Source organism: Aeromonas veronii (genome assembly GCA_041319085.1).
Lineage (GTDB): Bacteria > Pseudomonadota > Gammaproteobacteria > Enterobacterales > Aeromonadaceae > Aeromonas > Aeromonas veronii_F.
The window spans coordinates 2,871,099-2,894,814 of record CP101033.1 but is presented as its reverse complement, the minus strand read 5'-3'; the positions used below and the strand labels follow the sequence as shown (position 1 = coordinate 2,894,814).

Sequence of the window (23,716 nt, the reverse complement as noted above, 5' to 3'; positions counted from 1 at the left end):
GCCATTCCGCTGGCCTTGCTTCCAAAGCCCCTGCAACAGGGACTCAAGCATTTAACTGGAATTCTCCCGGCTTGTAAATGCATGGTTAACAAACAAAAAAACCGGCCACGAGGGCCGGTTTGGTACTGGTTTGCCAGGGGATCAGGCGGCGTGATCGACCTTGTTTGGCTGCTTGTTTGGTTGCTGGGAGAAGCCTTCCAGCTCGCCCGGGGCGAAGTTGTCTACCTGAATCGCTTCGTAGCGCAGGGCATCGGCGGCCAGCAGCTTGTCTGCCTCGTCCTTGCTCAGGATGGAACCGGCCAGCGCAGCGGCAACCAGCTCCGGCAGGGCCAGTTTGCGGGGCAGTTTGCCCTCTTTCTGGGCCTGTACCAGCTTCTTCTCGTAGGGCTGCACGGCGACCATGGCCTGGAAGGCACGCTCCATCAGACCGACCGGATCCGCTTCGTCCTTGCCTACGTAGCAGAGGGCGGTCAGACGGTCGCGGAACTCGCCCGGCTTCATCATGGCCAGACAGATGGCGTGGCAGCGATCGTCGGCCGGCATCTTGTAACCGACGCCGAACGGGAATACCACACGCTTGAGTACGGCACCCACCACCTTGTTCGGGAAGTTCTGGAAGAAGCCCTCGAACGCCTTGCCAATCAGGTAGAGGTTGCGCTCCACCGCGTACTGCACGAACGGCAGGTCGGAGACCATGCGGCCCTGATCCTCGTAATGCTTGAGGGTGGCGGAGGCCAGATAGAGGTGGCTCAGCACGTCACCCAGGCGGGCGGAGATCATCTCCTTGCGCTTGAGATCGCCACCCAGCATCAGCATGGAGACATCGGCGCACAGGGCCAGCCCTTTACTCATGCGGGAGAGTTGCTTGTAGTAGCGGGCGGTTTCGCCAGCTACCGGTGCGCTGTTGAACTGGCCCAGAGTCAGCCCCTGGAACAGGGAACCGAAGAAGTTGCCGGCGCCGAAGGCGATGTGCTTCATCAGCAGGGCGTCAAACTTCTCGAGACCGCGTTCCACATCGGTATCGGCCGCCGCTTCCAGCTCGGCAAACACGTACGGGTGGCAGCGGGTAGCCCCTTGCCCGAAGATCATCAGGTTGCGGGTCAGGATGTTGGCCCCTTCCACCGTGATGGCGACCGGAATACCCATGTAGGCGTAGCCGGTGTAGTTTTTCGGGCCCAGCTGGATGGCACGACCGGCGTGGATGTCCATGGAGTCATCCATGATCTGGCGCGCCATTTCGGTCATGTGGTACTTGGAGATGGCGGTGACGATGGCCGGTGCCTGACCCAAGTCCAGGGAACCGGCGGTCATGCGACGGGCCCCTTCCAGCTGATAGGTGAGGCCGCCGATGCGGGCCAGTGCCTCTTGCACCCCTTCAAACTTACCGATGGACATGCCGAATTGCTTGCGCACATAGGAGTAGGCGCCCACGGTGCGGCTCGCCATGTGACCACAGGCGGTGCCAAGGGCAGGCAGCGAGATGCCGCGACCGGCGGAGAGGCACTCCACCAGCATGCGCCAGCCACGACCGGCGTAATCCGGGCCACCGATGATCCAGTCGAGCGGAATGAACACATCCTTGCCGAAGGTCGGGCCGTTCAGGAACGCCAGACCCATGGGGTAGTGGCGATCGCCAACGCGCACACCCGGGTGGCTGGTGGGGATGAGTGCGCAGGTGATGCCCAGCTCCTCCTTGTCACCCAGCAGTTTTTCCGGGTCATATAGTTTGAACGCCAGCCCCAGCACGGTGGCACGCGGCGCCAGAGTGATGTAGCGCTTGTTCCAGTTGAGGCGAATACCCAGCACCTCTTCACCCTTGTGCATCCCTTTGCAGACGATCCCCTTGTCAGGAATGGCGCCCGCATCGGAGCCCGCTTCCGGCCCGGTCAGGGCGAAGCAGGGCACCTCTTTGCCATTGGCCAGCCCCGGCAGCCAGAAATCTTTCTGGGCCTGGGTGCCGTAGTGCATCAGCAGCTCGCCCGGGCCAAGGGAGTTCGGCACCATGACGGTGACCGCCACGCTCAGGCTCTTGGTCGCAATGCGGGTGACGATGGTGGAGTTGGCTATCGCCGAGAATTCACGGCCGCCGTAGGATTTCGGGATGATCAGGGAGAAGAAGCCTTCCTTCTTCAGATAGTCCCACACCGGTTCCGGCAGGTCTTTGGTTTCGTTGACGATCTTGAAGTCGTCAACCATGGCGAGCAGGGTTTCGACCTGATTGTCGATAAAGGCCTGCTCCTCTGCGGTCAGCTCGGCCTTGCCGTAGCCGTGCAGTTTTTTCCAGTCGGGGTTGCCGCGAAACAACTCGCCATCCCACCAGACGGAGCCGGCTTCCATGGCCTCCCGCTCGGTGGCTGACAAGGGCGGCAGTATCTTCTTGAAGATGCCGAACACCGGACGGGTTACCACCTTTTTACGGATGGAGGGCACGCCGAGCACAACGGCTATCGCCAGCACCAGCAGGACAAGCAATGTGATCATACCGAAGTTCCTTCTATTTCACTGTTTCCGTTGATTTATTGTTGGTTGTTACACGGCCAGGGAGAGCCTGGTCGACTCCACGGGCGCCCCGACACCGGACGCCAGATAAGGAATTACATTGCGCACCAGCCCTTCCACATCGAGCTGCTGGCCAAAGTCGGCCAGGGCGATGTCGCGCAGCGCATCGGCGGAGGCCATGGTGAATACGACGGTGCCCAGGGTGAAGTGCAGGCGCCAGAAGAGATCCGCTGGAGACAGCGCCGGATTGGCCTTGGAGATCGCCTGGGTGATCCGCTGCAAAATGGGGCCATAGTGGGCGGTGATAAAACGGCGCAGGTGGCCCTGGCTGTCGATATAGCCGCGCCCCAGCAGTTGCATGAAGATGGCCGGGCCGTTGGCCCGCACCGCCGATAGCTTCATCAGCGGCTCGACAAAACTTTCAAACAGTTGCAGCAGGGTCAGCTGCTCCTGCTCCATCAGTACCCGCAGGCGGGCATCGAGATCCGGCATAAACAGGCTCAGATAACGGTCGAGCACCGCCTGGATCAGCTCCTTCTTGGAGCCGAAGTGATAGTTCACCGATGCCAGATTGACGTCGGCCTCACTGGTGATCAGACGCAAAGAGGTATCGGCGAATCCCCGCTCGGCAAACAGCACTTCAGCGGCGTCGAGAATACGGTTTTTGGTATCGATTTTACTCACTGGACACCTCACTTAAACGAATGTTTAAAAAGTACGTTTCATAACGTGAAGTGTCAAGAGAATGTGAATGAGTGTTAGCGGAATGTTTTTCGAGGAAAAAAGCAAAGTGGGCGGAACTTAGTCAAAAAGCAGGACTCTATATCTATGCCACTGCAATTAAACATTAAGTCTCGCCCAACCTGCACCATGCTAGTTGGGCCTTTTTTTGTTTTTGCGCGTTTGTTACCGGTTTGCGGTTTGCAGGCAAAAAAACCGCCGCAGGGCGCGACGGTGGGGAAAGTGAGTTCGCGTCATCCTGACGGCAAACTGTCGATGCGAGTTCAGGCATGTATCGACGGGGGCACTATGCCAGCCAGGGCCCTTCAGACTATGTCAGCTTCGCGGTATTTTGTGACAAAGTGTGGCAAGCACTGGCGTGGCCCAAGCTGCCGCTCTTTGCTATGCTGCCCTTTCAAAATATGAGGGGAGAGAAGATGAAGTACCCGGTCGATACCCACACTCACACCATTGCCAGCACCCACGCCTACAGCACCATCCACGACTATCTGCCGATAGCCAGGGCCAAGGGGATCAAGCTGTTCGCCACCACGGATCACGGCCCCGAGATGGCCGATGCCCCTCATGTCTGGCACTTTGCCAACTTGCCGATATTGCCAAGAGTGGTGGACGGAGTGGGGATCCTGCGGGGTATCGAGGCCAACATCAAAAACCTGGAGGGGGAGATCGATTTTCCCGAGCGCTATGAGTCGCGCCTCGACATGATCATGGCGGGCTTTCATGAGCAGGTATTCCCTCCTTGCGATCAGGCTACCCATACCCAGGCGATGCTCAACGCCATCAAGAGCGGCCGGGTCGACATGATCAGCCACCCTGGCAACCCCGCATTTCCCATCGACATTCAGGCTGTGGTCAAGGCGGCCGCCGACTATCGGGTGGCGCTGGAAATCAACAACTCCTCCTTCATTCACTCGCGCCCGGGGAGCGAAGGCAACTGCCGCGCCATCGTGGAAGCCGCGCGAGATCTGGGAGCCTATCTCACTTTCGGCTCCGATTCCCACGTTGCTTTCAGCTTGGGTGATTTTGACCACTGTCACCGTCTGGTGACCGAAGCGGGCTTCCCGCAAGAGCGGATCCTGGTGCGCTCCCCCCGCGCCCTGCTTGAATTTCTCGAAAGCCGCGGCCGGGCCCATATCCCCGAGTTTGCCGATCTGTAAATCGGGCTCTAACGCCCTGAGCCAACTAATAAAATCGAGTTGGCTCAATTGACTTGTCGGTCATTTTTTATGAATGTGGAGAGCAACAAGCCGGTATAGCTCAGTTGGTAGAGCAGCGCATTCGTAATGCGAAGGTCGGGAGTTCGATTCCCCTTATCGGCACCAGATCGTGAGGGCAGGTTTCATTTGTGAAACCTGCCCTTTTTTGGCGCTGTTCCCTTTACGTGTAGGTGAGCCGAGTGACTCCACCAAGCAGCCATGAACAGGATGTATTCGGCTCCTGGTTCACCACTCGAAACCAAGCAAGGTAGTTTTCCAGGTAGTCTGTCCCTACTCCGTGAAATTTGGTTCATCGCGTCTTTCCGGGGAAGGCGGCCTTGATTTTCAGGAAAAAGTATTCTGAGTCCCGAAATCCATAAGCCATGCGTTTGATCACCTTGATCCGATTATTCACGCCCTCCAGCAGGCTGGTGTGCATGGGAAAGATTGCGCTGGCCAAAATCCCCCGGGTGTAACGGCGAAGGTTTTTGGCAAAACGCTCTAAGGGCTCCAGGCCACTTTCCTTCGCTTGTCGCATCCAGGCCTTCCATCGTCGCCAACCTTCCCTGACACTCGGGGCGTACCAGATTTCCTTCAGGGCCTCCTTGAGAACATATGCTGTCGCCAAGGGCTTATTGGCTTCCAATAGCTCTTGTAATTTCACCGCCTGGTCTTCCTTGAGATTTTCTCGATTGCGCAGGAGTAACCAACGCGCCAGCTTGACGACCTTGCGAGCCGGCTTGTCATGCTTTAATGCATTGGCTTGATCCACCCGAATTCGGTCGAGCACTTTGCGGCCATAACCGGCCACCACATGGAACAAGTCATACACCACCTCCGCCTGTGGACAGTGCTGTTTCACTTCCAGATCGAAGGCGGAGTTCATGTCCATGGCCACCGCTTCAATCTGTTGGCATCGTTCGCCCATCAGCTCGAAAAAGGGGCGAATAGCCTCTCGGCTGTTGCCATGCCCCACCCACAAAACGCGAGTCCGTTCAGCATCCATGATCACTGTGGCATAGCGGTGGCCTTTATGCAGGGCGAATTCATCCATCACCAGCCGCCGCACCGAGCCGGGCTCAAAGGTGCCAACACTGGCCTGTAGCCGACGCTTGTCGATGGCCTTGATGGTATGCCAGTGCAGTCCGGTGAGCTGGCTGACATGACTGATAGGCATCAACTCAAGCAAGGCCTCTACCCAGCGCAGCAATCGCTGTGTCAGCCGGGAGCTGGGGGTAACCAATCGATATGCTCAGAAACCCGACCACACCGCAGGCAGTCAACCCGACGGACGGGGACTTGCAGATGTACGCGAAGTTCAAGGAGGTCACGGTCACGAACCGTGCGCATTCGGCGGTCATGGATGAGTGGACAGGGCTGATGGCACTGACCACAGAGCGGTAGATGATTGGCGAGAGGCTCAAGAGCCAATGTGATTTGTGTGGCTGAGCGGCGATGGACAGAAACGTCGTAACCTGGCCAGAACGAGGCAAAATCAATATGATGCATAGCGACAGCAGGGTAAGGGAGTCCGGTTGTTTGGCGACTACCAGTTTACCCGAACCCTGTCTGTCAACTTACTCTTCCCCACGCTTCCGCGAAGAACCTGAAATTTGGCCATCCATTCCCGCCAACGACTCACGTATTTTTGAGGGTCTGGATGTGGAAAACATCATCTTCTACTCGATGATGAGCGCTGGCGATCAACCGCTTATGGATCACGCCCGGCGCGTTCTGTGCAATCGTGCTGTAACTTAGATTGCCATCCGTGCACAGGATTGTTCCCGCCGTGAGGCGTGGTTTTAGGGAAGGTTCGATTTGACTCAGGCTTTTATCTAACAACACAGCATCACTTTCTCGACCATATCGATCTAGCACGATTAAGAGCGGGACCAAGGGTATATGCCCACGTTTTTTACCCTTCGCGCCCCGGCGTCTTGCTGGACGATCCAGATGACGTCGTCCCTTAAATGATCCGGCTACAAATACCTCATCGGCCTCGACGATCCCGGCCAATTGCTTGGCTCGAGTGGTCAGTGCGTAGCGTAGAAAGCGATGGCGCCAACGAAATGCGGTCTTCAGGTTGATGGCGCACTCTCTGGCTGCGGCTCGCAGCGACAACCCACGACTGAGGCAGTCAGCATAGGCAGCCCACTTGTGCTTGTGATGAAGCCCCGCCAAAGCAGAACCATCCAATTGATTAAATGTTTTGCCGCATGCCTTACAACGGAACCGCTGCTGACCACGAGCACGTCCCCAATGAATGACATGGGAGGAATTGCAACAGGGGCATGCTGCGACAGCCTCGCTCTGGTTTGCCAATGCTGATGGAGTTGATCACGTTGCAGATGGTGACGAAGTTGTTCCTGGGCGCGTTCTAGTTGGATTGGGTCGAGCTGGGCAAAAGAACGCAGCATTGAGGAAAACGCTTGGCTGTCCATGGCAAGCTCCTTACTCAAATAACCTGAAATAAGTATAACGCTTGCCACCAATACGGCTCTGGAACAGCGCCCCTTTTTTACATGGCTTTTGCCAAGGCTCGCTCCACATAGAGATAGCCAATCCCCATCACCTGCTGGGCGCGGCTGAGCTTGCCGAAACGGATATGGGTGGCGTTGACCGCATCGCTGCAGTCGAACGGGTTGGCGCCGGTCTGACTGACGATGGTTTGCAGCCAGGTTTCACCAAAATCGCAACTGCGGCCATAGAGCCAGATGCGGTTGATGTTAAGGATATTGAGGAAGTTGTAGAGACTCAGGCCAATGGCACGGGCCCCTTCGTCCACCAGGGCGCGGATCATGGCATCCCCCTGATGGTAGAGCGCGAGCAGTTGGGCGGTATCAAGCTCTACACCCGCCTGCGCCGGGTTGTCGGCACTGGCTTGTTGCTTGAGAAAGACCCGGGCCCGCTTTTTGATGGCAAACAGCGAGGCAACTGTCTCCAGGCAGCCATAGCGGCCGCAGGCACAGGCGCTGCCGTCCGGATTGATGATGGTGTGGCCTATCTGGCCGCTGCCAAACAGGGCGCCCCGGTAGATCTGGTCGTTGATGATAAAGGCCGATCCGATACCGTAATCGACGTTGATGACGCAAAAATCCCCGTTCCCTTCCCGGCCCTGCCACTTCTGGGCCAGTGCCAGCATGATGCAGTCGTTATCCACCATCACCTCGCAGCCCAGCCGCTCCTCCAGCAGGTACTTGAGCTCAACTGGCGCGTGCCAGGGGGCTTGCGGCATGGTTTGCGACACCCCGGTCGCCGGGTTGACCTGACCGTGTACCGCCAAGGCCAGCCGGATCGCCAGTCCCTTGTGGCGGCGCTTGTGTTGGTAGTAGTGCGCTTCAATCAGGTGCAGCAGCTCATCGGGGGTTTGCGGGGCAATCTTCTGGTCGCTGAACTCATCTAGCGGGGTGATCAGGTTATCCACCAGGATGCTCTCCAGATGGGTGGGGCTGATATTGAGGCAAAGAATGGCCCCCTGGCCGCTGGCAATGCGGTAGCTGCCGCCATTGATGCCGCGCTGGGAGAGGTTCTGATCGCTGTGGCTGATGGCGCCATCGGCCACCAACTCGTCAAGGATCTTGCTGACCGCCGGAATGGAGAGCTCGCAGTGGCGCGCCAGGGTGGACTTGCTCGCCTCCTTGAGCTGATAGAGCAGGGCCAGCAGAACCTGCTTGTTGTGGTGGCGGACCTTCTGGTTGTTCAACCCTATGCTCATCGATTCACTAAACTCCGCTTACTGTATTGCGTGATCTTTCAGCAATTAATGCAGGTTTAACCATTCTAATCTGGTCTCACTGAAAATTTTACTAACAAATGTTGAGTGAGGCGAGATTAATGAGAGCTGATGTCAAGGTCTGGGTAGAGACCATCTCACTGCCGACCTACGAGGTAGGCGCTGAAGATCCCAACCCCATGTTTCTCGAGACGCGGGTCTATCAGGGCTCCTCGGGGGCCGTCTATCCCTATGGGGTGATCGACACCCTCACCGGCCAGAAGCAGATGAAGTCCTATCAGGCGGTCTGGCTGGAGAACGACTTTATCAAGGTGATGTTGCTGCCGGAGTTGGGTGGCCGTATCCACCGTGCCTACGACAAGGTGATGAATCGCGACTTCGTCTATTACAACGAGGTGATCAAACCGGCGCTGGTGGGGTTGGTGGGGCCCTGGATCTCCGGCGGCATCGAGTTCAACTGGCCGCAACACCACAGACCCACCACTTTCATGCCGGTGGACTTCACCATTACGGAACTGGAGGGCGGCGCCAAGACCGTCTGGCTGGGCGAGGTGGAGCCGATGCGTGGTCTGCAGGTGATGGCGGGCTTTACCCTCTATCCCGACAAGGCGCTTATCGAGATCACTGGCAAGGTGTTCAACGGCAACGACACGCCGCGCCACTTCCTCTGGTGGTCCAACCCGGCAGTGAAAGGGGGCGATGCCCACCAGAGCGTTTTCCCGCCCGACGTCACTGCCGTCTACGATCACGGCAAGCGCGACGTCAGCGCTTTCCCCATCGCTCGCGGCACTTACTACAAGGTGGACTACTCCGCCGGAGTCGATATCTCCCGCTACCGCAATATTCCGGTGCCCACCTCCTACATGGCGGACAAGTCCGACTACGACTTTGTCGGTGCCTACTGCCATGACGAGCAGGGCGGCCTGTTGCACGTGGCGGATCACCACGTTTCGCCGGGCAAGAAGCAGTGGAGCTGGGGTAACTGTGACTTCGGTCTGGCCTGGGATCGCAACCTGACCGATGACAACGGCCCCTACATCGAGCTGATGACCGGGGTCTATACCGACAACCAGCCTGACTTTACCTGGCTGGATGCGGGGGAGGAGAAGGTGTTTGTGCAGAACTTCTTGCCCTACAACACCCTCGGTACCCTGCAAAACGCCAACACCCGTGCCGCCATCAAGCTGGAGCGCAGCGATGACGGCCTCGTCTGCGGAGTCTATGCGGTGGCGCCGCTTTGCGGGGCCCGGTTCGAGGTAAGTGACGAGGGCGGAGTACTGTTTACGTTGCCTCTGGATCTGCAGCCGGGTCAGGCCTGGCTTGAGCCGCAGGCCATCACCAGCGAGGGGCGCTTGCAGGTACGCCTGCTGGATGAGCAGGGCCAGCCGATCCTGAGCTATCTCGAGCATCAGCCCGCAGGCGAAGCCCTGCCGGATCCGGCCACGGCGCCGGAACCTGCCGTCAATCTCGACTCGGTCGACGAGCTCTACTTCATCGGCCAGCATCTTGAGCAGTACCTGCACGCCAGCCGCTCGCCCTTTGATTACTACCTGCGGGCACTGGAGCTCGATGGCGGCGACTATCGCTGCAACCTGGCGCTGGCAACGCTGGAGTACAACCGCGCCAACTATGAGCAGGCGCTGACCTACGTCAATCAGGCGCTGGTCCGTTCCCATCGCCTCAACAAGAACCCCCAGTGTGGCAAGGCGAGCTTGCTGCGCGGCCACATCGAGGAGCGTTTGGGGCAGTTCGATGCTGCTTTCGATGACTTCTACAAGGCGACCTGGAGCGGTAACTGCCGCGACAGCGGCTTCTTCGGGCTGGCCCGTATCGCCATGGTGCGCCGCGATGCCTCGCAAGCGCTGCAATTTGTCGAGCGCAGCCTCGCCGTCAACGGCACCCACTACGGCGCTATCGCCCTCAAAGGGTTGGCGCTGCTGGAGTCTGGCCAGCGGGAGGCGGCTATCGCCTATATCGACGAGCAGCGAGTCCGTTATCCGCTTCACTATCAGCTGGCCTTTTTGCGCTGGTTGGCAAGCGAGCAGCCGACCGATCTCGAGGCGCTGCGCATCCTGTGCAACGGGCGCGGGGTGAATCTCTGCTTCCTGGCAAGCGATCTGCTGGCATTGGGACGCCCCGAGCTGGCGCAGCAACTGCTCTCAACACTGCAGGTGGAGGAGACCCTGCCGCTGCTGTTCCAGGCTGCATTGTTGCCGGAAGGTGAGGCGCAGGATGCCCTGCTGCAACGGGCCGAGCAGGCCTTTAGCCGCAAGGTGCGCTTCCCCAATACCCTTGGCGAGGTGGCCATGCTGGCGCAACTGCCCCACAGCTGGTTTGCCAGCTACCTGCTGGGCTGCTTCCACTACAGCAAGCGCAGCTACCCGCAAGCTATCGCACTGTGGCAGCAGGTGTGCGAGCAGGCGCCCGGGTTTGCCCCAGCCTGGCGCAACCTTGGCATCTATCACTTCAACAAGAGCGGCGATCCGGTGGCGGCCGAGCAGTGTCTGAGCCGGGCCTTTGCCCTCAAGCCGGATGATGCCCGCCTGTTGTTTGAACTGGATCAGCTGCACAAGCGCTGCGCCATGGTGCCAAGCGAGCGGTTGGCGCTGCTGGAGGCGCATCGTGAGGTGGTCCTCAAGCGCGACGACCTGACCGCCGAACTGCTCAGCCTCTATCACATCACCGGCCAGCTGGATGCGGCCGCCGAGATCTTGCGGCTGCGCGAATTCCACCCCTGGGAGGGGGGCGAGGGCAAGGTGACCGGCCAGTACCTCATCAATCAGCAACGCCGGGCATTGGCGTTGATGATTCAGGGACGCCACGAGCAGGCCATTCCGTTGCTGCAACAGGCGTTGCACTACCCCCTCAATCTGGGGGAGGGACGTCTGGTAGGACAGACCGACAACGATATCCATTACCTGTTGGCGCTCTGCCATCTGGCCTGTGACAACCAGAGTCTGGCGGCCCAGTGCCTGCAACTGGCCTGCCTGGGTCAGGGTTCGCTGGGGGCCAGCCGCTACTACAACGATCAGCCGGTGGATTATCTCTTCTATCAGGGTATGGCGCTGGCACGTCTTGGTCGGGTTGCGGAGGCGCAGCGTCTCTTTGAAGGAATGGTCGGCTGGGCCGAGCAGGCGATGGGCGAGTCGATCGAGGCGGACTTCTTCGCCGTCTCACTGCCGGATCTCATCGTGCTGGATGACGACCCGCAGCACAAACATCGCCAGCACTGTCTGCTGGTCAGAGCACTCGGTCTGTTAGGGCTGGGTCAGCGGGATGGTTGTGAACAGACCTTGCGAGAGCTGCTCACCCTTAACCCGGCTCACGACAAGGGACACCTCTTTGCCCTGATCTGCCGCGAGCTGTCACTCCACTCATAACTCTCATAACAAAAACCGGCGCCCCGCCACGGTGAGGGGCGCCACTGCACCCTACAATCGACAAGATAGAAAGGATGAGTCATGGAACGCACGAAAAATCAATTGGATACGAATGGGCTCAATATGAGCTACATCTGGATGATCTGTTTGGTGGCCGCCTGCGGTGGCCTGCTGTTTGGTTATGACTGGGTCGTGATTGGCGGGGCCAAGCCCTTCTATGAGGCCTATTTTGCCATCACGGATCCGGCCCAGTCTGGCTGGGCCATGAGCTCGGCGCTGGTGGGCTGCGTGCTGGGGGCTGCCATCTCCGGCTGGTCAGCCGACCGCTTTGGTCGCAAGAAGCCGCTGATCCTGGCCGCCATCCTCTTCACCATCTCGGCGTGGGGCACGGCTGCGGCCAGCAACTTCGATCTGTTTGTGGTTTATCGCATCATCGGCGGGATCGGCATCGGTCTGGCCTCTGCGCTCTCACCCATGTACATCGCCGAGATCAGCCCGGCCAACAAGCGCGGCAAGTTCGTGGCCATCAACCAGCTCACCATAGTCATCGGGGTGTTGGCGGCTCAGCTGGTGAATCTGATGATCGCCGATCCGGTGGCGAGCAATGCGACTCAGGCCGATATTCTGGCGACCTGGAACGGCCAGTCCGGCTGGCGCTGGATGTTCGGTGCCGAGCTGGTACCTGCGCTGGCGTTTCTGGTGTTGATGTTCTTCGTGCCGGAGTCACCGCGCTGGTTGGCCAAAGATGGTCAGTATGAGAAAGCCTCCCGCATGCTCGGCAAGATTGGCGGGGATGCTTATGCCAAGCAGACCCTGGCCGATATTCGTCAAACTCTGGTGGGCGAGACCCACAAGGTGTCGCTGGCGGAGCTAGGAAGACCTTCGGTGCGGCCGATCCTCATCATCGGGATTGTACTGGCTGTGTTCCAGCAGTGGTGCGGCATCAACGTCATCTTCAACTATGCGCAGGAGATCTTTGCCTCCGCCGGGTTTGACATCAACAGCACCCTCAAATCCATCGTCGCCACCGGTCTTATCAACTTGCTGTTTACCCTGATCGCGCTGCCCATGGTGGACAAGATTGGCCGCCGCAAACTGATGCTGATTGGCTCGGCGGGACTGACCATTATCTACGGCATGATGGCGGTGGCCTACGCCACAGGCGTACTGGGGCTGCCGGTTTTGCTGCTGGTATTGGCGGCCATCGCCATCTATGCCTTGACCCTGGCGCCGGTCACCTGGGTGCTGCTTTCGGAGATCTTCCCGAATCGGGTGCGTGGGCTGGCGATGTCGGCCGGTACGCTGGCGCTCTGGATCGCCTGCTTCGTGCTGACCTACACCTTCCCGCTGCTCAATGCCGGGTTGGGGGCTGCGGGCAGCTTCTTGCTCTATGGCCTTATCTGTTTTGCCGGTCTCATCTTTATCTATCGCAAGGTGCCCGAGACCAAAGGGGTGACGCTGGAGGCACTGGAAGCCCAACTGGCCCAGGGCAAGGTCGAACTGACGCCGACCAAGGCGAGCGCCTCGGCATGACGGTTTACACATTGGGCAACCCGCATCTTCGGATGCGGGTTTCAACACAAGGGGCCTGTCTGCTGGGGCTGGAGGATGAGCAGGGGCGCCCGCTGTTGCGCGACACTGACCCGGCGCAGCCCTGGCATCCCGGCCAGAGCGCGCTGTTTCCCATGTTGCCGCTGGCCAACCGGGTCGCAGGCAACCGTTTTGAGTTGTGGGGAGAGGCGTGTGCATTGCCCGCGAGCGAGCTCGATCCCGATTTCTTTTTGCATGGGGATGGCTGGCTACAGCGATGGCAACCGGTGGCGTTGACCGACAGCTCGGTGACTTTGCAGCTCAACAGCCAGAATGGTCCCTTTCACTATCTGGCGGAGATCGACTATCGGCTGCAGGGGGCGAGCCTGGTGGCGCGGATCAGCCTGACCCATCTCGGGGAGAGCCCCTGTCTCTACGGCGCGGGTTTTCACCCCTTCTTCTGGCGCGACGAGCAGACAAAGATTCGTTTTCTGGCTAGCGGCGTCTGGCAAGAGGGAGCGGAGCATCTGCCGACCGACTGGTCGAGCAGGCTGGCGCCACACCTCGATTTTCGCCAGTGGGCTCGACCACAAGGGTGGCTCAACCACTGTTATGGCGGCTGGCGCGGTCAGGCCGAGCTTGACCATCCTGCCCGCCAGCAGCGGCTGCTGGTTTCAAGCGAGTGTGCCTTCCTGATGCTCTATCAGCCCGATGAGGGGAGTGGCTTCGTCTGTCTGGAGCCCCAGAGTCATGCCGCCAATGCCCACCACCTGGCCGGTCACCCCGGTTTGCGGCTACTCGCCAGAGGTGACCGTATGAGTATCGGTATGACCCTGACAGTGGCGTCCGGGGGCTGATAATGATCTGGCTTGTGGTATTGGTGAGCGCAAAGAGCCACCCGTCAGGTGGCTCAGATTGCTGACAAAGCCAAAATCGTCATCGTAACGCATTGATTTTACTTGATGAGAAAACCCTGTTTTTCTGAAATTAGGGGGTTTTTCAATAGTCTGAGCCACCCGTCAGGTGGCTCTTTTTATTGCGGATTATCCTGCGTGTTACCTGATCTCCGGTCAGGCTATCTCCATCTCTGGTTGTCGTGTTGAGTTGTGTTGGCTGGTCAGCTTGTCGATGCGCACCGCTGCCACCTTGAACTCGGGGATCTTGGCGTGAGGGTCGGTGGCATTGATGGTGAACCGGTTGGCCGGGGCTTCGGCGAAGTGGAACGGGATAAAGACTACACCCGGTTGCATCCGTTTGGTCACGAAGGCGGGCAGTTCGATATGGCCGCGGCGACTGGTGACTTTCACCCGCTCGCTGTTGCTGATGCCCAACCGCTGCGCATCCACCACGCTCATCATCACCCGTGGCCCAGCCAGCTTGTCGAGCCCCTTGGTCTTGCGGGTCATGGTGCCGGTGTGGAACTGCTCCAGCAGGCGGCCGGTGGTGAGCACGATGGGATAGGTCTCGTCGGGCAGTTCGGCGGCATAGCGGAACGGGGTGGCGACCATCTCCCCCCTTGCCGCGGGTGAACTGCTTGCCGTGGAGCAGGCGAGTGCCTTCGGGCGCCGCATCGTTGCAAGGCCACTGTAGCCCTTGCGCTCCCACCTTGTCCCACTGGATGCCGGCGTATTGCGGGGTGACCCGGCAGATCTCGGCGGTGATCTCCTGCGGGTGTTGATAGCGCCAGTCGCCACCCATGGCGTTGGCGATCTGCTGGATGATCCACCAATCCTCCCGCGCCTCACCCGGTGCCTTGAGGGCGGGGGAGATGCGCTGCACCCGCCGCTCGGTATTGGTGAAGTGGCCGCTCTTCTCGGCAAAGGAGCAGGAGGGGAGCACCACATCGGCGAGCTGTGCGGTTTCCGGGAGGAAGATATCCTGCACCACCAGAAACTCCAGCTGCTTGAGCCCTTCGATGACGTGGTGCTGATCCGGATCGCTCAGCACCGGGTTTTCACCCATCACGTAGAGCCCCTTGATGCTGCCCGCGCAGGCGGCATCGATGGTCTCGGTGAGGGTAAGGCCGGGTGTGCGCGGCAAGTCTGGCTGCTGCCAGGCGGCCGCGAAGCGGGCATGCACTTCGGGGCTGGCCACCTTCTGATAGCCGGGCAGGCAGTTGGGCTGCGCCCCCATGTTACAGGCACCCTGCACGTTGGATTGGCCCCGCAGCGGGTTGATGCCACCCCCTTCGATGCCGATGTTGCCGCACAGCAGTTGCAGGTTGGCGATGGCCCGCACGTTGTCGTGGCCGGTAGTGTGCTGGGTGATCCCCATCGAGTAGTAGATGGCGGTGCGCTCGGCGCTGCCGATAAGGCGCGCGAGCTCGATCACCTGCTCGGCCGGTACGCCGGTGACAAGGGCCACCTTGTCCGGTGCATAGGCGGGGGAGAGCACTTCTGCTTGCAGCGCCTCGAACCCTTCCACCCGCTCGGCGATATAGGCCTTGTCGTGCCAGTCGTGCTGGATGATCTGCTGCATCAGGCCATTTAGCAGCATCACGTCGGTGCCGGGGCGGTGGGCCAGATAGAGGCTGGCATGATCGGCCATCTCGATCCGCTTCGGGTCGGCCACCACCAGCCGGGCCTTGCCCGTGGTGACGGCTCGCTTGATATGGGAGCCGATGATGAAGATGAGATCCGAGTGGTCGATGCTCGGGATGTCGTTGGTCATGGCGCCGCTGCCGAGTGACGCTTCCAGCCCGGTGACGGTGGAGGCGTGGCAGAGCCGCGCGCAGTGATCCACGTTGTTGGTACCCAGCTCCCGGCGCATGAACTTCTGGAACAGGTAGTTCTCTTCGTTGGTGGTTTTGGCCGACGAGAAACCTGCCAGCGCATCGCTGCCATAACGTTGGCGCAGGGCGGTGAAGCGTTCTGCAACCAACTCAATGGCATCTTGCCAGCTGGCGGGCACCAGCTCGCCATCCTTGCGGATGAGCGGGGTGGTGAGGCGCTCCTCGCTCTGGATAAAGTCAAAGCCGAAGCGTCCCTTGACGCAGAGCAGCCCCTGGTTGACCGGTGAGTTGCGGTTCCCCTCCACATAGCGGATGCGGTTGCGCGCCTCATCGACATAGAGGGTGACGCCGCAGCCGACCCCGCAGTAGGTGCAGATGGTATTGACCGGCAGCCATCTGGTGCGAGATGGCCCGCCTTGGCATCATCAGGGATGGTTCGGAAACTGCATTAAACCACTGGGTTCAACGGATGACCGCCCGTTTAAACGGCGGGGTAGGGGTGGCCGAGGTGGGCTGGCTGGATGCGCCTCTGGCCGTCAAAGTGCTGGAGGCGCTGAAAAAGTGGTCACAGCGTTAACTGTGCGAGTGGTTACTTGTTTGATCGAGGAACTTGCAAAGTGGGTAAAACAACTCTGGGTAACCTCATCCGTTCACATTGGGAGCAGAGATATTCTCGCCAGTAAGGCCAGACATGATAGCTGGCGTTTTGCAAAGAAAACGCATCTATACACTCTTGCGATAGTGCCGTCTTGACTTGGTATTCTGCAACAAAGTCAGCTTCGATGATTGCCTTGATTTGAGGCTCACTTTCTTCGTCATGTTCACCCTCTGTAACAGGTTGGATCCAGCGAGTGCCCATACGGATAAAAATTCGCAGCAGTTCTTGCCCACCATCCAGCGTCAATAACTGGCTTTGTTCAACAATGTGCATTTGCTGCACCTGCAATTGATCCATACCGCTAAAGTACTTTGGATCAAAATCATCAAGGCAAGCTGCATGTGAGGAATGCAAGTAGACGTCGTTGATAACAAGAGCATCAATGGCCTCTTGCAGTACCTTGTTGGCCTTAGCCATAACTAACCTCATGCTGGAAGTTACGTCTGGTCGTGATGACCGCTTGCTGACGTCCGGCGTTTGCCATATCGATAGCAACGATCTGCCATGGATCTTGCGCTTGATAGACGACCCCTGCATCTCGTCTCAGTCGTTGCAGAACCAAGGGCATCTCATCAGCAAGTCTCAATAACTTGTCCATGGCTTCAGATTGGATAACATCGTCCGCTTCATACTTGGAAAATGCGACAGGACCACCACCAAATACACGAGCAGCGGTTTCTTGGGTCATCCCCCAGCGTTGCCGTAATGCTCGTACTTGGGCTCCCGTGAGGAGACCCATCACCATTTTTCTAAACGCCAGTGTGTCTCGTTTGTTGTGCCGTAGGTCGGCAGCCGTTGCCTGCTCACTACCGCAAGCGTCACACACAGAGTAGTGGCTTGGGCGCATGGCAGTGTGACCCATGTATTCGACTTCGATATCTTCAATCTGATGATGCAGATGGCCCGATTCGCAAATCGGACATACGGTTGCAGCCATCTTGAACCTCCTAGCGTGTAGGTACGTGGGCCGATACCAACAGTAGTATCTTGCCTGTTTTACCTATCGCGAACTTGATGTAGTACTCCACGCGCAAATCCCTGTGCGCGTACTCATTCCACTCATCTCGGCCTAATTGGTATGCGTCACAAGCAGCCCAAGGGCCAGTTGGGCGTTGTACACACCATTGAGAATTGAGGTACCGCCCATGCTGCAGTGTGTCACGCAGCAACTGTTGAATATCAGCCTCGTCAAACGCCAATCCTTGCAAGTCACTCTTGCAATCTCTTGTCCATGGGATAGTGCTCCCGCTTGACAACACTGCCATCACATCGGCTGGGTTATAAAGGGGACCAGCTAGACGGCGCTCGGCATCAGATGCGTCCTCTGCGGGTGGTTGCCCTGTGTAGGCACTGACATTATTTACCATTATGGTAATTTTTTTCCACTTATTCTTTGATGAAAGGGTGTGCAGCTCACAAAACATACCCGTGCGAGGCTAGATGACAATACTATCATAATGGCTGGGGGGGCAGTGGGTTCTACCCCGGATGTTTGAACTACATTCGCCAGCATCTTGTCTAGTCACTCCACCGCGCCAACAAGCGAGCCAGAAAACCGAGCAGGCCGGGATGGTGGTTGTAGTTAGCCAGATTTCCCAAAAAGAGCTTTAGTGCTGCGACGACTACCCCAAGCCAAAGTAGTATTTCACCCAATCTTTCAGCCCAGTGCAGACGGCGACCGAACACCTGAGCCAGCAAGGGGGTCGGGTCAAAGGTGCCCGGTGATACCGCATGTTGCTGCGATGCCAGCAAGCTTTGCAAAAACCAGGGCACAAGCAGAGAGAAGATAATGAAACCGGCCACCCCGAATATGAGTGCGCCTAGCCAGCTGATCCGCAGCATGGTGCTGGCAGTATCGCTGACCAGTGAGCTCCGTTTGCGCCGATAATAACGTCGTGCCATTTCCCCTCCTTGGGGCGAGTCGGCAGTAGAGGCGGTTTCTGAGCTTTTTTAGACGAGATCGAGTGAGGTTGATACCACTGAACATTATCATTACTCCGATCAATGCTATCGCCCCCCAGATTATGTGAAATACCTGCGCAGGTATGATGTGGAAGTGCAAAGTTCCCGCAGCAAATTGCATCGGGTCTGGTTGAAAAAAACCGGGGATAACCATCTGACCCCAGCCCATACCGAGCCCTTTTATCGCCAGAACTACTGGGCGCCCGCCCGCTGTGACCTGATTGCCAGCCTAAGCCCGGCCCTCTCTATCGTCGTGTTTGATGCAGGCACCGGCTTTACGGTGATAACGCTACACAGGCGGAGTATTTCTGCGGTCGTCACATCAAAAGGCAGGAGGCGGGATCTTTATAGGTTCTTGTCGCAGGAGAGAGCCAAGGCTCTCCCCTGTATCTAATGTTGTATCAGGCAAACCTCAACGAGTAGTGATCACATCCAACAGGATCATCTGATACTTGTTTTGTGGGTGCCAATGGAGTCTTTTTTTTGTCTTCTGCTTTATTGATAATCAGTTCGGGGCCAGTAAATAACTTAACCAGCCATTGTTGGTGGTATCCATGTCAGCGCTGAGCCGATCTTGGATGCGGCATCTATATGCTCTGACCACCAGACCATCATTTCTCTGCGACGTTCCAGATAATCCGTGCGGTTATAGGCGCTACGCACCTCGTCCTTGTCAGAATGTGACAAGGCGGACTCGATAGCGTCTCGATCAAATCCTCTCTCGTTAAGGGTTGTGCTGCCCAAGGCTTGCAGGCCATGAGCGACCAAGGTCCCTTCATATCCCATTCGTTTTAAGGCCGCATTGGCTGTTTGCTCGTTGGTGTGCGTTTTAGGATTACGGATACCAGGGAAGATAAATTCACGATGGCCGCTGATCGGTCGCATGAGTTCCAGATAGGCAAGGGTCTGTGGTGTTAATGGCACATCATGACCTCTGCGCTTCTTCATTCTCTCTGGTGGGATCCGCCAGAGTTTCTTTTCCATATCGATCTCTGCCCACCGGGCTCCGGCTGCTTCGCTGGGGCGAGCCAAGGTATGCAGGCTCCATTCGATAAGGCAGCGTGTCTGCAAATTGATACTGGCTTTCGATAGCCGATTCATCAGTTCCGGCAACTGGTTGGAGTTAATGCTGGGCATGTGCTGTTTGGCTGGACGCTGAAATACCTTGCTGATCCCCGAGCAAGGGTTGGCGTCGATCAGACCAGAGTTGACGGCGAAGGTCATGATTTCGTTCACCCGCTGGGTGAGGCGACGCACGGTTTCGAGTTTTCCTGCTGCTGCGATACTTACTGATCCCCTCATTTTTTAAGACTCAAATAATTCCAAATGTGCGGGTATATAACCGGTGCTGCTTCAGGTAATAGGTGAACTTTTCCATCAGTAAGCGAGCATAGTCCTCTTTCATCTTGGGCAGTAATTGGTAATAAATGACCCCCTGCCGGAAGAACGAGTAGGTCCGCGTTTTGCTCGTATTGACCTTGATGGTCCGCTCCAGACCTGCACTGTCACCCGCCTTGCCCAGCAGGGTTAACAGCACTATCGCCAGCGCACTGAACAGAAACAGCCGGTCGCGGCGGGCCGGATTTTTGATGTGTACCTCTCCCATCCCCATGCCGAATTTGTAGTCCTTGATGTCACGAAAACTGGTCTCGATACCCCAGCGTTGGCCGTAGAGTTGCAATGCCTTGGCGGCGCTCAAATCGACCCGATTGCTGGCTAGAAACCAGGGCTCTTTCATGCCGCTCTTGTGACAGCAATAGACCCGCTCGACCCGTTGCCGCTGGCCGGTGAGCTCCACCTCTTTGAGTGTGCGAGTCCGTCCGGTTGGCGTCAGCCAGTCACTGGCTGGCACCTGTTCCATATCGGGATAGCCAACCAGAATATTTCCTTTAAAACGAATGACATACGCAAAGTCCAGCTCTTGCTCAAGGCATTCAAACAGCTCCCTATAGCCAAAGCCCCGGTCGGCGACCACGGTGACAAATACCCCTTCCGGCAAGGTCTGTTTGAGCTTGGTCAGCAGCGCTTTCTCATGGGCATTGCGCTGGCCTTTGAGCAGCGATTTCTGGTGGGTCTTCCACAAGAGCGGCGTGTTGCGGCCATGGCTGGTTTGCAGGCTGATAACCAGGGTACTGTGGTCATCCGCATCAAATTCGGTCCAGTCCATTGAAACGACGATTTCGGTGCGCTCGGCCACCACATAGGGCACCCAGTCATCAAACAGGTTCCAGACGTTGAAGCTGGTGTTGGTGAGCAGGCGGTCGACCTGTTTGACGGCATGCTTTCGCTCCAGCCCATTGGCCAGCGAGAGGCCATTGCCGATGGCATGAATGGCTAATGCTCCTGACTCGATAACGCCAAGAGTGGCATTGGCGAGCGACAAGGCACGCTTGGCATGCATGTCGTGGCCGAATATGTCATCGATGTGGTTAAGGATCATCTCGTGATTGAACATGGCGGGCTGTCGCTCGGTATTTGTCGGTCAATACCGGCGATCATACCCCGAAAACCGCGTCATGCCTCGCTCATATGAGGGGATGGCTAAGGCTGCGATAGGCTCGATGATCTTGATGGCTCGCTGTGCCTTTATTTCCATAACGGGCACTGTGCCTATCTCGGGGAACAGGTACACTTCGAGCGAGCGCCAAAGATTCTCAGCATATGCAGGGGTAACGGAAGGGCGTTTGACATCAAGCCAGCGTTTGGCGACGGCTTCAAAGGTGTGCTCGCTCAGCGATAACGCAGCGGATACCTGCTCGTCACGATGGTGTTGGGGATCGATGTTTTGTTGCAGCAACGTTTTGGCTTCGGAGCGCTTCTCTCTTGCGTCAGCCAATGACATCGTAGGGTATGAGCCGAAGCTGATCATATTTCGCTGCTTAGTGAGAGGGCGGTAGTAACGCAGGCGCCACAATTTAGAACCATTGGGCTTGATGACGAGCTCTAGGCCCGCCCCGTCGCAGAGGGTGTATTCCTTCTCCTTGGGCTTGGCTGCTTTGATCTCGGTTGGGGACAAGGGGCGGGTGATACGAGGCATAGGCATACGCTCCTGAAGGTATACAGAACCATATACCTAACGATATGCCTAAAAGGGCTGGATGGCAACGCATCCCATTGGACAGCGTAAGACAACAAAAAACCCGCAAAGCCTTACGCTATGCGGGTTTCTTGGACTTTGTTGGTCACTGTTGGACCGGTATGTGGTGGAGCTGGGGGGATTTGAACCCCCGTCCAAAATTACTACATCCTTGGTACTACATGCTTAGTCACTCTTTACATTCGCCAACCCGCTGCGGAGAGACACGCCACGAATTGACTAGCTCGATTGGTTTTAATGCTTCCGCCCCGAGCAGGACTTCCACACGATCCTGTGAAGGATGACCTTCCGATTCCCTAGGACACAGGCAAGCTAGGGTAGAAGGGCTCTATGCAGGTTATTAAGCTGCTAGTGCGTAGTTTTCGTCGTTTGCGACTATTTTTTTGCGGTTTGTTAACGAGGCCTACCGCACCTCGGCATGCACCTTGGGTTTCGTGAATCTTGTCGAATCCAGAATCAGCCCCAAGTTGTTAATTGCGATTGTACGCAAAAATGCTGTCATAGCAAGGCGTTGATACCCATTCCCTCTGGCAACCAGTCTGTTTGCCGATTTATTGTACGCAGCTGAGCCTGAAGGGCCAGCTGCGCTGGGGGAAGGTGAACTGGCGTCCTGATCCTGCTTAGCAGGTTAGCCGCGATGCTTGTTCTTCATGATGCGGGCTTTTTCCCGATCCCATTCGCGGGCCTTGGTATCTTCGCGCTTGTCGTGCTCTTTCTTGCCCTTCACCAGACCGATCTCGACCTTGACCCAGCACTGTTTCCAGTAGAGGGCGAGGGGAACCACGGTGTAGCCCTGACGGGCAATCAGGCTTTCGAGCTTGTCGAGTTCACGACGGCTCAGCAGCAGTTTGCGGGTGCGGGTCGGGTCACATACCACGTGGCTGGAGGCCGCTTGCAGTGGCAGGAAGCTGGAGCCGAACAGGTAGGCTTCGCTATCGCGGAAGATGACATAGGCCTCGCTGATGTTGGCCTTGCCCGCCCGCAGGGATTTGACTTCCCACCCTTGCAGGGACAGACCCGCTTCGATCTTCTCTTCGATGAAGTATTCGTGGCGCGCGGTTCTATTGAGTGCAATGGTGCTGGACCCGGCTTTGTTTTTACTGTTTTTTTTGCTCATGACGGGCGATTTCCGGCAATGACTAGGAGGCTCGTATTATACGTAGGCAGGGGCGGCTGTAAAACGCGCAGCAGGTCAAGTGGTGGCTTTCTGAGCGGTTTGACTGAGGTTTTACCTCCACAACCCGAAACATGGTGATAAAATCGCGCCGATTGGATGAGGAAAAGCCATGCCCCGAATTACGCGCAGTGCCCTGGTGATGTTCAGTGCAGAACAGATGTTCAAGTTGGTTAACGATGTGGATGCCTATCCGCAGTTTTTGCCCGGCTGTGTCGGCAGCCGTGTCCACGAGGCTGGCGATGACTACATGATGGCGTCGGTCGATGTGGCCAAGGCGGGGATTGCCAAGACGTTTACCACCCGCAATCAGCTGGATGTGAACCGTCAGATCAGGATGGAGCTGGTGGATGGCCCGTTCCGCAAGCTGGCGGGCTGGTGGACCTTTACCCCGCTCGATGTGGACGCCTGCAAGGTGGAGTTTGATCTCGATTTCGAATTCACCTCCAAGCTCATCGAGGTGGCGTTCGGTCAGGTGTTCCGCGATCTGGTGAGCTCTATGGTCTCCGCCTTCTCCAACCGCGCTAAGGTGGTGTACGGTGTCTGATCTGCTCAATATCGAAGTGGTCTATGCCTTGCCCCAGCAGCAGACGGTGATTGCCCTGCGGGTGGCGCCCGAGACCTGTGTACAGGCGGCCATCGAGCAGTCCGGCATCGTGCACAAGCATCCCGAGATCGATCTGGCGGTCAACAAGTTCGGCATCTACAGCCGCCCGGTGAAAGGGAGCGAGCCGTTGCACGACGGCGATCGCATCGAGATCTACCGCCCGCTCATCGCCGATCCCCGCGAGATGCGCAAAAAGCGCGCCGAGAAGGCCAAAGAGGAGGGGAGAGCCGATAGCGTGACCGGCGGTCGCCCCGACATTCACCGCAAACGGGGCGAATAAGGGGCCCTGTTTGTTCGTCATCGCCCCGCTAACCCCCGTAAGCCACTGTTATCGCCTCTGCCATTTCTAGCATTTCAGGAGTGCCGCCATGCACTTAAGCACTGTTCATAACCAACTACTTTTTTATG

19 protein-coding genes, 1 tRNA gene, 1 other RNA gene and 3 pseudogenes are annotated in these 23,716 nt (G+C 57.7%); 9 read left to right on the top strand and 15 right to left on the bottom strand.

Going from position 1 to position 23,716, the window contains the following annotated elements:
• Positions 1-141: 141 nt before the first annotated feature.
• Both NMD14_13600 and NMD14_13595 read right to left on the bottom strand, forming a co-directional pair.
• Positions 142-2,481 (bottom strand): acyl-CoA dehydrogenase, encoded by a 2,340-nt coding sequence (locus tag NMD14_13600; GenBank protein XEI31798.1) that lies wholly within the window; start codon positions 2,479-2,481, stop codon positions 142-144.
• A 48-nt stretch (positions 2,482-2,529) separates the two neighbouring features.
• Positions 2,530-3,183, bottom strand: coding sequence for a TetR family transcriptional regulator (locus NMD14_13595; GenBank protein ID XEI31797.1), 654 nt, complete (start codon positions 3,181-3,183; stop codon positions 2,530-2,532).
• A gap of 473 nt (positions 3,184-3,656) precedes the next feature.
• Between NMD14_13595 and NMD14_13590 the strand changes: the two genes are divergently transcribed.
• Both NMD14_13590 and NMD14_13585 read left to right on the top strand, forming a co-directional pair.
• Positions 3,657-4,397 (top strand): phosphatase, encoded by a 741-nt coding sequence (locus NMD14_13590; protein XEI31796.1) that lies wholly within the window; start codon positions 3,657-3,659, stop codon positions 4,395-4,397.
• 89 nt (positions 4,398-4,486) lie between these two features.
• Positions 4,487-4,562: transfer RNA gene (locus tag NMD14_13585), tRNA-Thr, on the top strand.
• A gap of 184 nt (positions 4,563-4,746) precedes the next feature.
• Here the strand turns inward: NMD14_13585 and NMD14_13580 are convergent.
• The 3 genes and pseudogenes from NMD14_13580 to NMD14_13570 form a co-directional block, all read right to left on the bottom strand.
• Positions 4,747-5,945: pseudogene (locus NMD14_13580) on the bottom strand (ISL3 family transposase).
• Positions 5,946-6,074: 129 nt separating this feature from the next.
• Positions 6,075-6,632 (bottom strand): IS1595 family transposase, encoded by a 558-nt coding sequence (locus NMD14_13575; GenBank protein ID XEI31795.1) that lies wholly within the window; start codon positions 6,630-6,632, stop codon positions 6,075-6,077.
• A 322-nt stretch (positions 6,633-6,954) separates the two neighbouring features.
• A complete protein-coding gene (locus tag NMD14_13570; GenBank protein ID XEI31794.1) occupies positions 6,955-8,151 on the bottom strand; it encodes an ROK family protein in 1,197 nt (398 codons plus the stop codon).
• Positions 8,152-8,270: 119 nt separating this feature from the next.
• Between NMD14_13570 and NMD14_13565 the strand changes: the two genes are divergently transcribed.
• From NMD14_13565 to NMD14_13555, 3 genes are all read left to right on the top strand, one after another.
• Positions 8,271-11,549 carry a DUF5107 domain-containing protein gene (locus NMD14_13565; protein ID XEI31793.1) on the top strand — a complete coding sequence of 1,093 codons (3,279 nt, stop codon included), beginning with the start codon at positions 8,271-8,273 and terminating at the stop codon, positions 11,547-11,549.
• Positions 11,550-11,630: 81 nt separating this feature from the next.
• A complete protein-coding gene (locus NMD14_13560; protein XEI31792.1) occupies positions 11,631-13,082 on the top strand; it encodes a sugar porter family MFS transporter in 1,452 nt (483 codons plus the stop codon).
• On the top strand, positions 13,079-13,936 hold the full coding sequence (locus tag NMD14_13555; protein ID XEI31791.1) for an aldose 1-epimerase: 858 nt from the start codon (positions 13,079-13,081) through the stop codon (positions 13,934-13,936). The genes NMD14_13560 and NMD14_13555 overlap by 4 nt, the downstream gene beginning before the upstream one ends.
• A gap of 213 nt (positions 13,937-14,149) precedes the next feature.
• Here the strand turns inward: NMD14_13555 and NMD14_13550 are convergent, their stop codons facing one another.
• Together NMD14_13550 and NMD14_13545 are read right to left on the bottom strand one after the other, a co-directional pair.
• Positions 14,150-14,485 carry a hypothetical protein gene (locus NMD14_13550; protein ID XEI34767.1) on the bottom strand — a complete coding sequence of 112 codons (336 nt, stop codon included), beginning with the start codon at positions 14,483-14,485 and terminating at the stop codon, positions 14,150-14,152.
• 355 nt (positions 14,486-14,840) lie between these two features.
• Positions 14,841-16,187: pseudogene (locus NMD14_13545) on the bottom strand (molybdopterin-dependent oxidoreductase).
• Between the two features lie 29 nt (positions 16,188-16,216).
• On the opposite strand from NMD14_13545, the gene NMD14_13540 reads away from it, so the two are divergent.
• Positions 16,217-16,387, top strand: a complete 171-nt coding sequence (locus tag NMD14_13540; GenBank protein ID XEI31790.1) for a regulatory protein GemA — start codon at positions 16,217-16,219, stop codon at positions 16,385-16,387.
• Positions 16,388-16,399: 12 nt separating this feature from the next.
• On the opposite strand, the gene NMD14_13535 is transcribed toward NMD14_13540, so the two are convergent.
• From NMD14_13535 to NMD14_13525, 3 genes are all read right to left on the bottom strand, one after another.
• Positions 16,400-16,885: a hypothetical protein gene (locus NMD14_13535; GenBank protein ID XEI31789.1), complete on the bottom strand. Its 486-nt coding sequence runs from the start codon at positions 16,883-16,885 to the stop codon at positions 16,400-16,402.
• Complete coding sequence (locus NMD14_13530; GenBank protein ID XEI31788.1) at positions 16,878-17,405, bottom strand: type II toxin-antitoxin system MqsA family antitoxin; 528 nt, start codon at positions 17,403-17,405, stop codon at positions 16,878-16,880. Before NMD14_13530 ends, NMD14_13535 begins: the two co-directional genes overlap by 8 nt.
• Positions 17,406-17,986: 581 nt before the next feature.
• A complete protein-coding gene (locus tag NMD14_13525) occupies positions 17,987-18,370 on the bottom strand; it encodes a hypothetical protein (GenBank protein ID XEI31787.1) in 384 nt (127 codons plus the stop codon).
• A gap of 154 nt (positions 18,371-18,524) precedes the next feature.
• Here NMD14_13525 and NMD14_13520 point away from each other — a divergent pair, with 154 nt between their 5' ends.
• A complete protein-coding gene (locus NMD14_13520) occupies positions 18,525-18,824 on the top strand; it encodes a hypothetical protein (GenBank protein ID XEI34766.1) in 300 nt (99 codons plus the stop codon).
• Positions 18,825-18,958: 134 nt separating this feature from the next.
• Here NMD14_13520 and NMD14_13515 read toward each other — a convergent pair.
• From NMD14_13515 to smpB, 5 genes and pseudogenes are all read right to left on the bottom strand, one after another.
• A pseudogene (locus NMD14_13515) lies at positions 18,959-19,714 on the bottom strand (tyrosine-type recombinase/integrase).
• Between the two features lie 28 nt (positions 19,715-19,742).
• Complete coding sequence (locus tag NMD14_13510; GenBank protein XEI31786.1) at positions 19,743-20,885, bottom strand: IS4 family transposase; 1,143 nt, start codon at positions 20,883-20,885, stop codon at positions 19,743-19,745.
• 27 nt (positions 20,886-20,912) lie between these two features.
• On the bottom strand, positions 20,913-21,467 hold the full coding sequence (locus tag NMD14_13505) for an integrase arm-type DNA-binding domain-containing protein (GenBank protein ID XEI31785.1): 555 nt from the start codon (positions 21,465-21,467) through the stop codon (positions 20,913-20,915).
• A 164-nt stretch (positions 21,468-21,631) separates the two neighbouring features.
• Positions 21,632-21,991: a transfer-messenger RNA gene (gene ssrA / locus NMD14_13500) on the bottom strand.
• A gap of 164 nt (positions 21,992-22,155) precedes the next feature.
• On the bottom strand, positions 22,156-22,644 hold the full coding sequence (gene smpB, locus NMD14_13495; GenBank protein ID XEI31784.1) for an SsrA-binding protein SmpB: 489 nt from the start codon (positions 22,642-22,644) through the stop codon (positions 22,156-22,158).
• Between the two features lie 169 nt (positions 22,645-22,813).
• Between smpB and NMD14_13490 the strand changes: the two genes are divergently transcribed.
• Together NMD14_13490 and NMD14_13485 are read left to right on the top strand one after the other, a co-directional pair.
• Positions 22,814-23,248 carry an SRPBCC family protein gene (locus NMD14_13490; GenBank protein ID XEI31783.1) on the top strand — a complete coding sequence of 145 codons (435 nt, stop codon included), beginning with the start codon at positions 22,814-22,816 and terminating at the stop codon, positions 23,246-23,248.
• Entirely contained in the window at positions 23,241-23,588 is a 348-nt protein-coding gene (locus NMD14_13485) for an RnfH family protein (protein ID XEI31782.1), read from the top strand. The genes NMD14_13490 and NMD14_13485 overlap by 8 nt, the downstream gene beginning before the upstream one ends.
• Positions 23,589-23,716: the final 128 nt, after the last annotated feature.

Coding starts and splice junctions, on each gene's coding strand:
- NMD14_13600 (XEI31798.1), bottom strand. CDS start 2,481: ATGATCACATTGCTTGTCCTGCTGGTGCTGGCGATAGCCGTTGTGCTC.
- NMD14_13590 (XEI31796.1), top strand. CDS start 3,657: ATGAAGTACCCGGTCGATACCCACACTCACACCATTGCCAGCACCCAC.
- NMD14_13570 (XEI31794.1), bottom strand. CDS start 8,151: ATGAGCATAGGGTTGAACAACCAGAAGGTCCGCCACCACAACAAGCAG.
- NMD14_13565 (XEI31793.1), top strand. CDS start 8,271: ATGAGAGCTGATGTCAAGGTCTGGGTAGAGACCATCTCACTGCCGACC.
- NMD14_13560 (XEI31792.1), top strand. CDS start 11,631: ATGGAACGCACGAAAAATCAATTGGATACGAATGGGCTCAATATGAGC.
- NMD14_13555 (XEI31791.1), top strand. CDS start 13,079: ATGACGGTTTACACATTGGGCAACCCGCATCTTCGGATGCGGGTTTCA.
- NMD14_13550 (XEI34767.1), bottom strand. CDS start 14,485: ATGACCCGCAAGACCAAGGGGCTCGACAAGCTGGCTGGGCCACGGGTG.
- NMD14_13540 (XEI31790.1), top strand. CDS start 16,217: ATGGCCCGCCTTGGCATCATCAGGGATGGTTCGGAAACTGCATTAAAC.
- NMD14_13535 (XEI31789.1), bottom strand. CDS start 16,885: ATGGCTAAGGCCAACAAGGTACTGCAAGAGGCCATTGATGCTCTTGTT.
- NMD14_13530 (XEI31788.1), bottom strand. CDS start 17,405: ATGGCTGCAACCGTATGTCCGATTTGCGAATCGGGCCATCTGCATCAT.
- NMD14_13525 (XEI31787.1), bottom strand. CDS start 18,370: ATGGCACGACGTTATTATCGGCGCAAACGGAGCTCACTGGTCAGCGAT.
- NMD14_13510 (XEI31786.1), bottom strand. CDS start 20,885: ATGTTCAATCACGAGATGATCCTTAACCACATCGATGACATATTCGGC.
- NMD14_13505 (XEI31785.1), bottom strand. CDS start 21,467: ATGCCTCGTATCACCCGCCCCTTGTCCCCAACCGAGATCAAAGCAGCC.
- smpB (XEI31784.1), bottom strand. CDS start 22,644: ATGAGCAAAAAAAACAGTAAAAACAAAGCCGGGTCCAGCACCATTGCA.
- NMD14_13490 (XEI31783.1), top strand. CDS start 22,814: ATGCCCCGAATTACGCGCAGTGCCCTGGTGATGTTCAGTGCAGAACAG.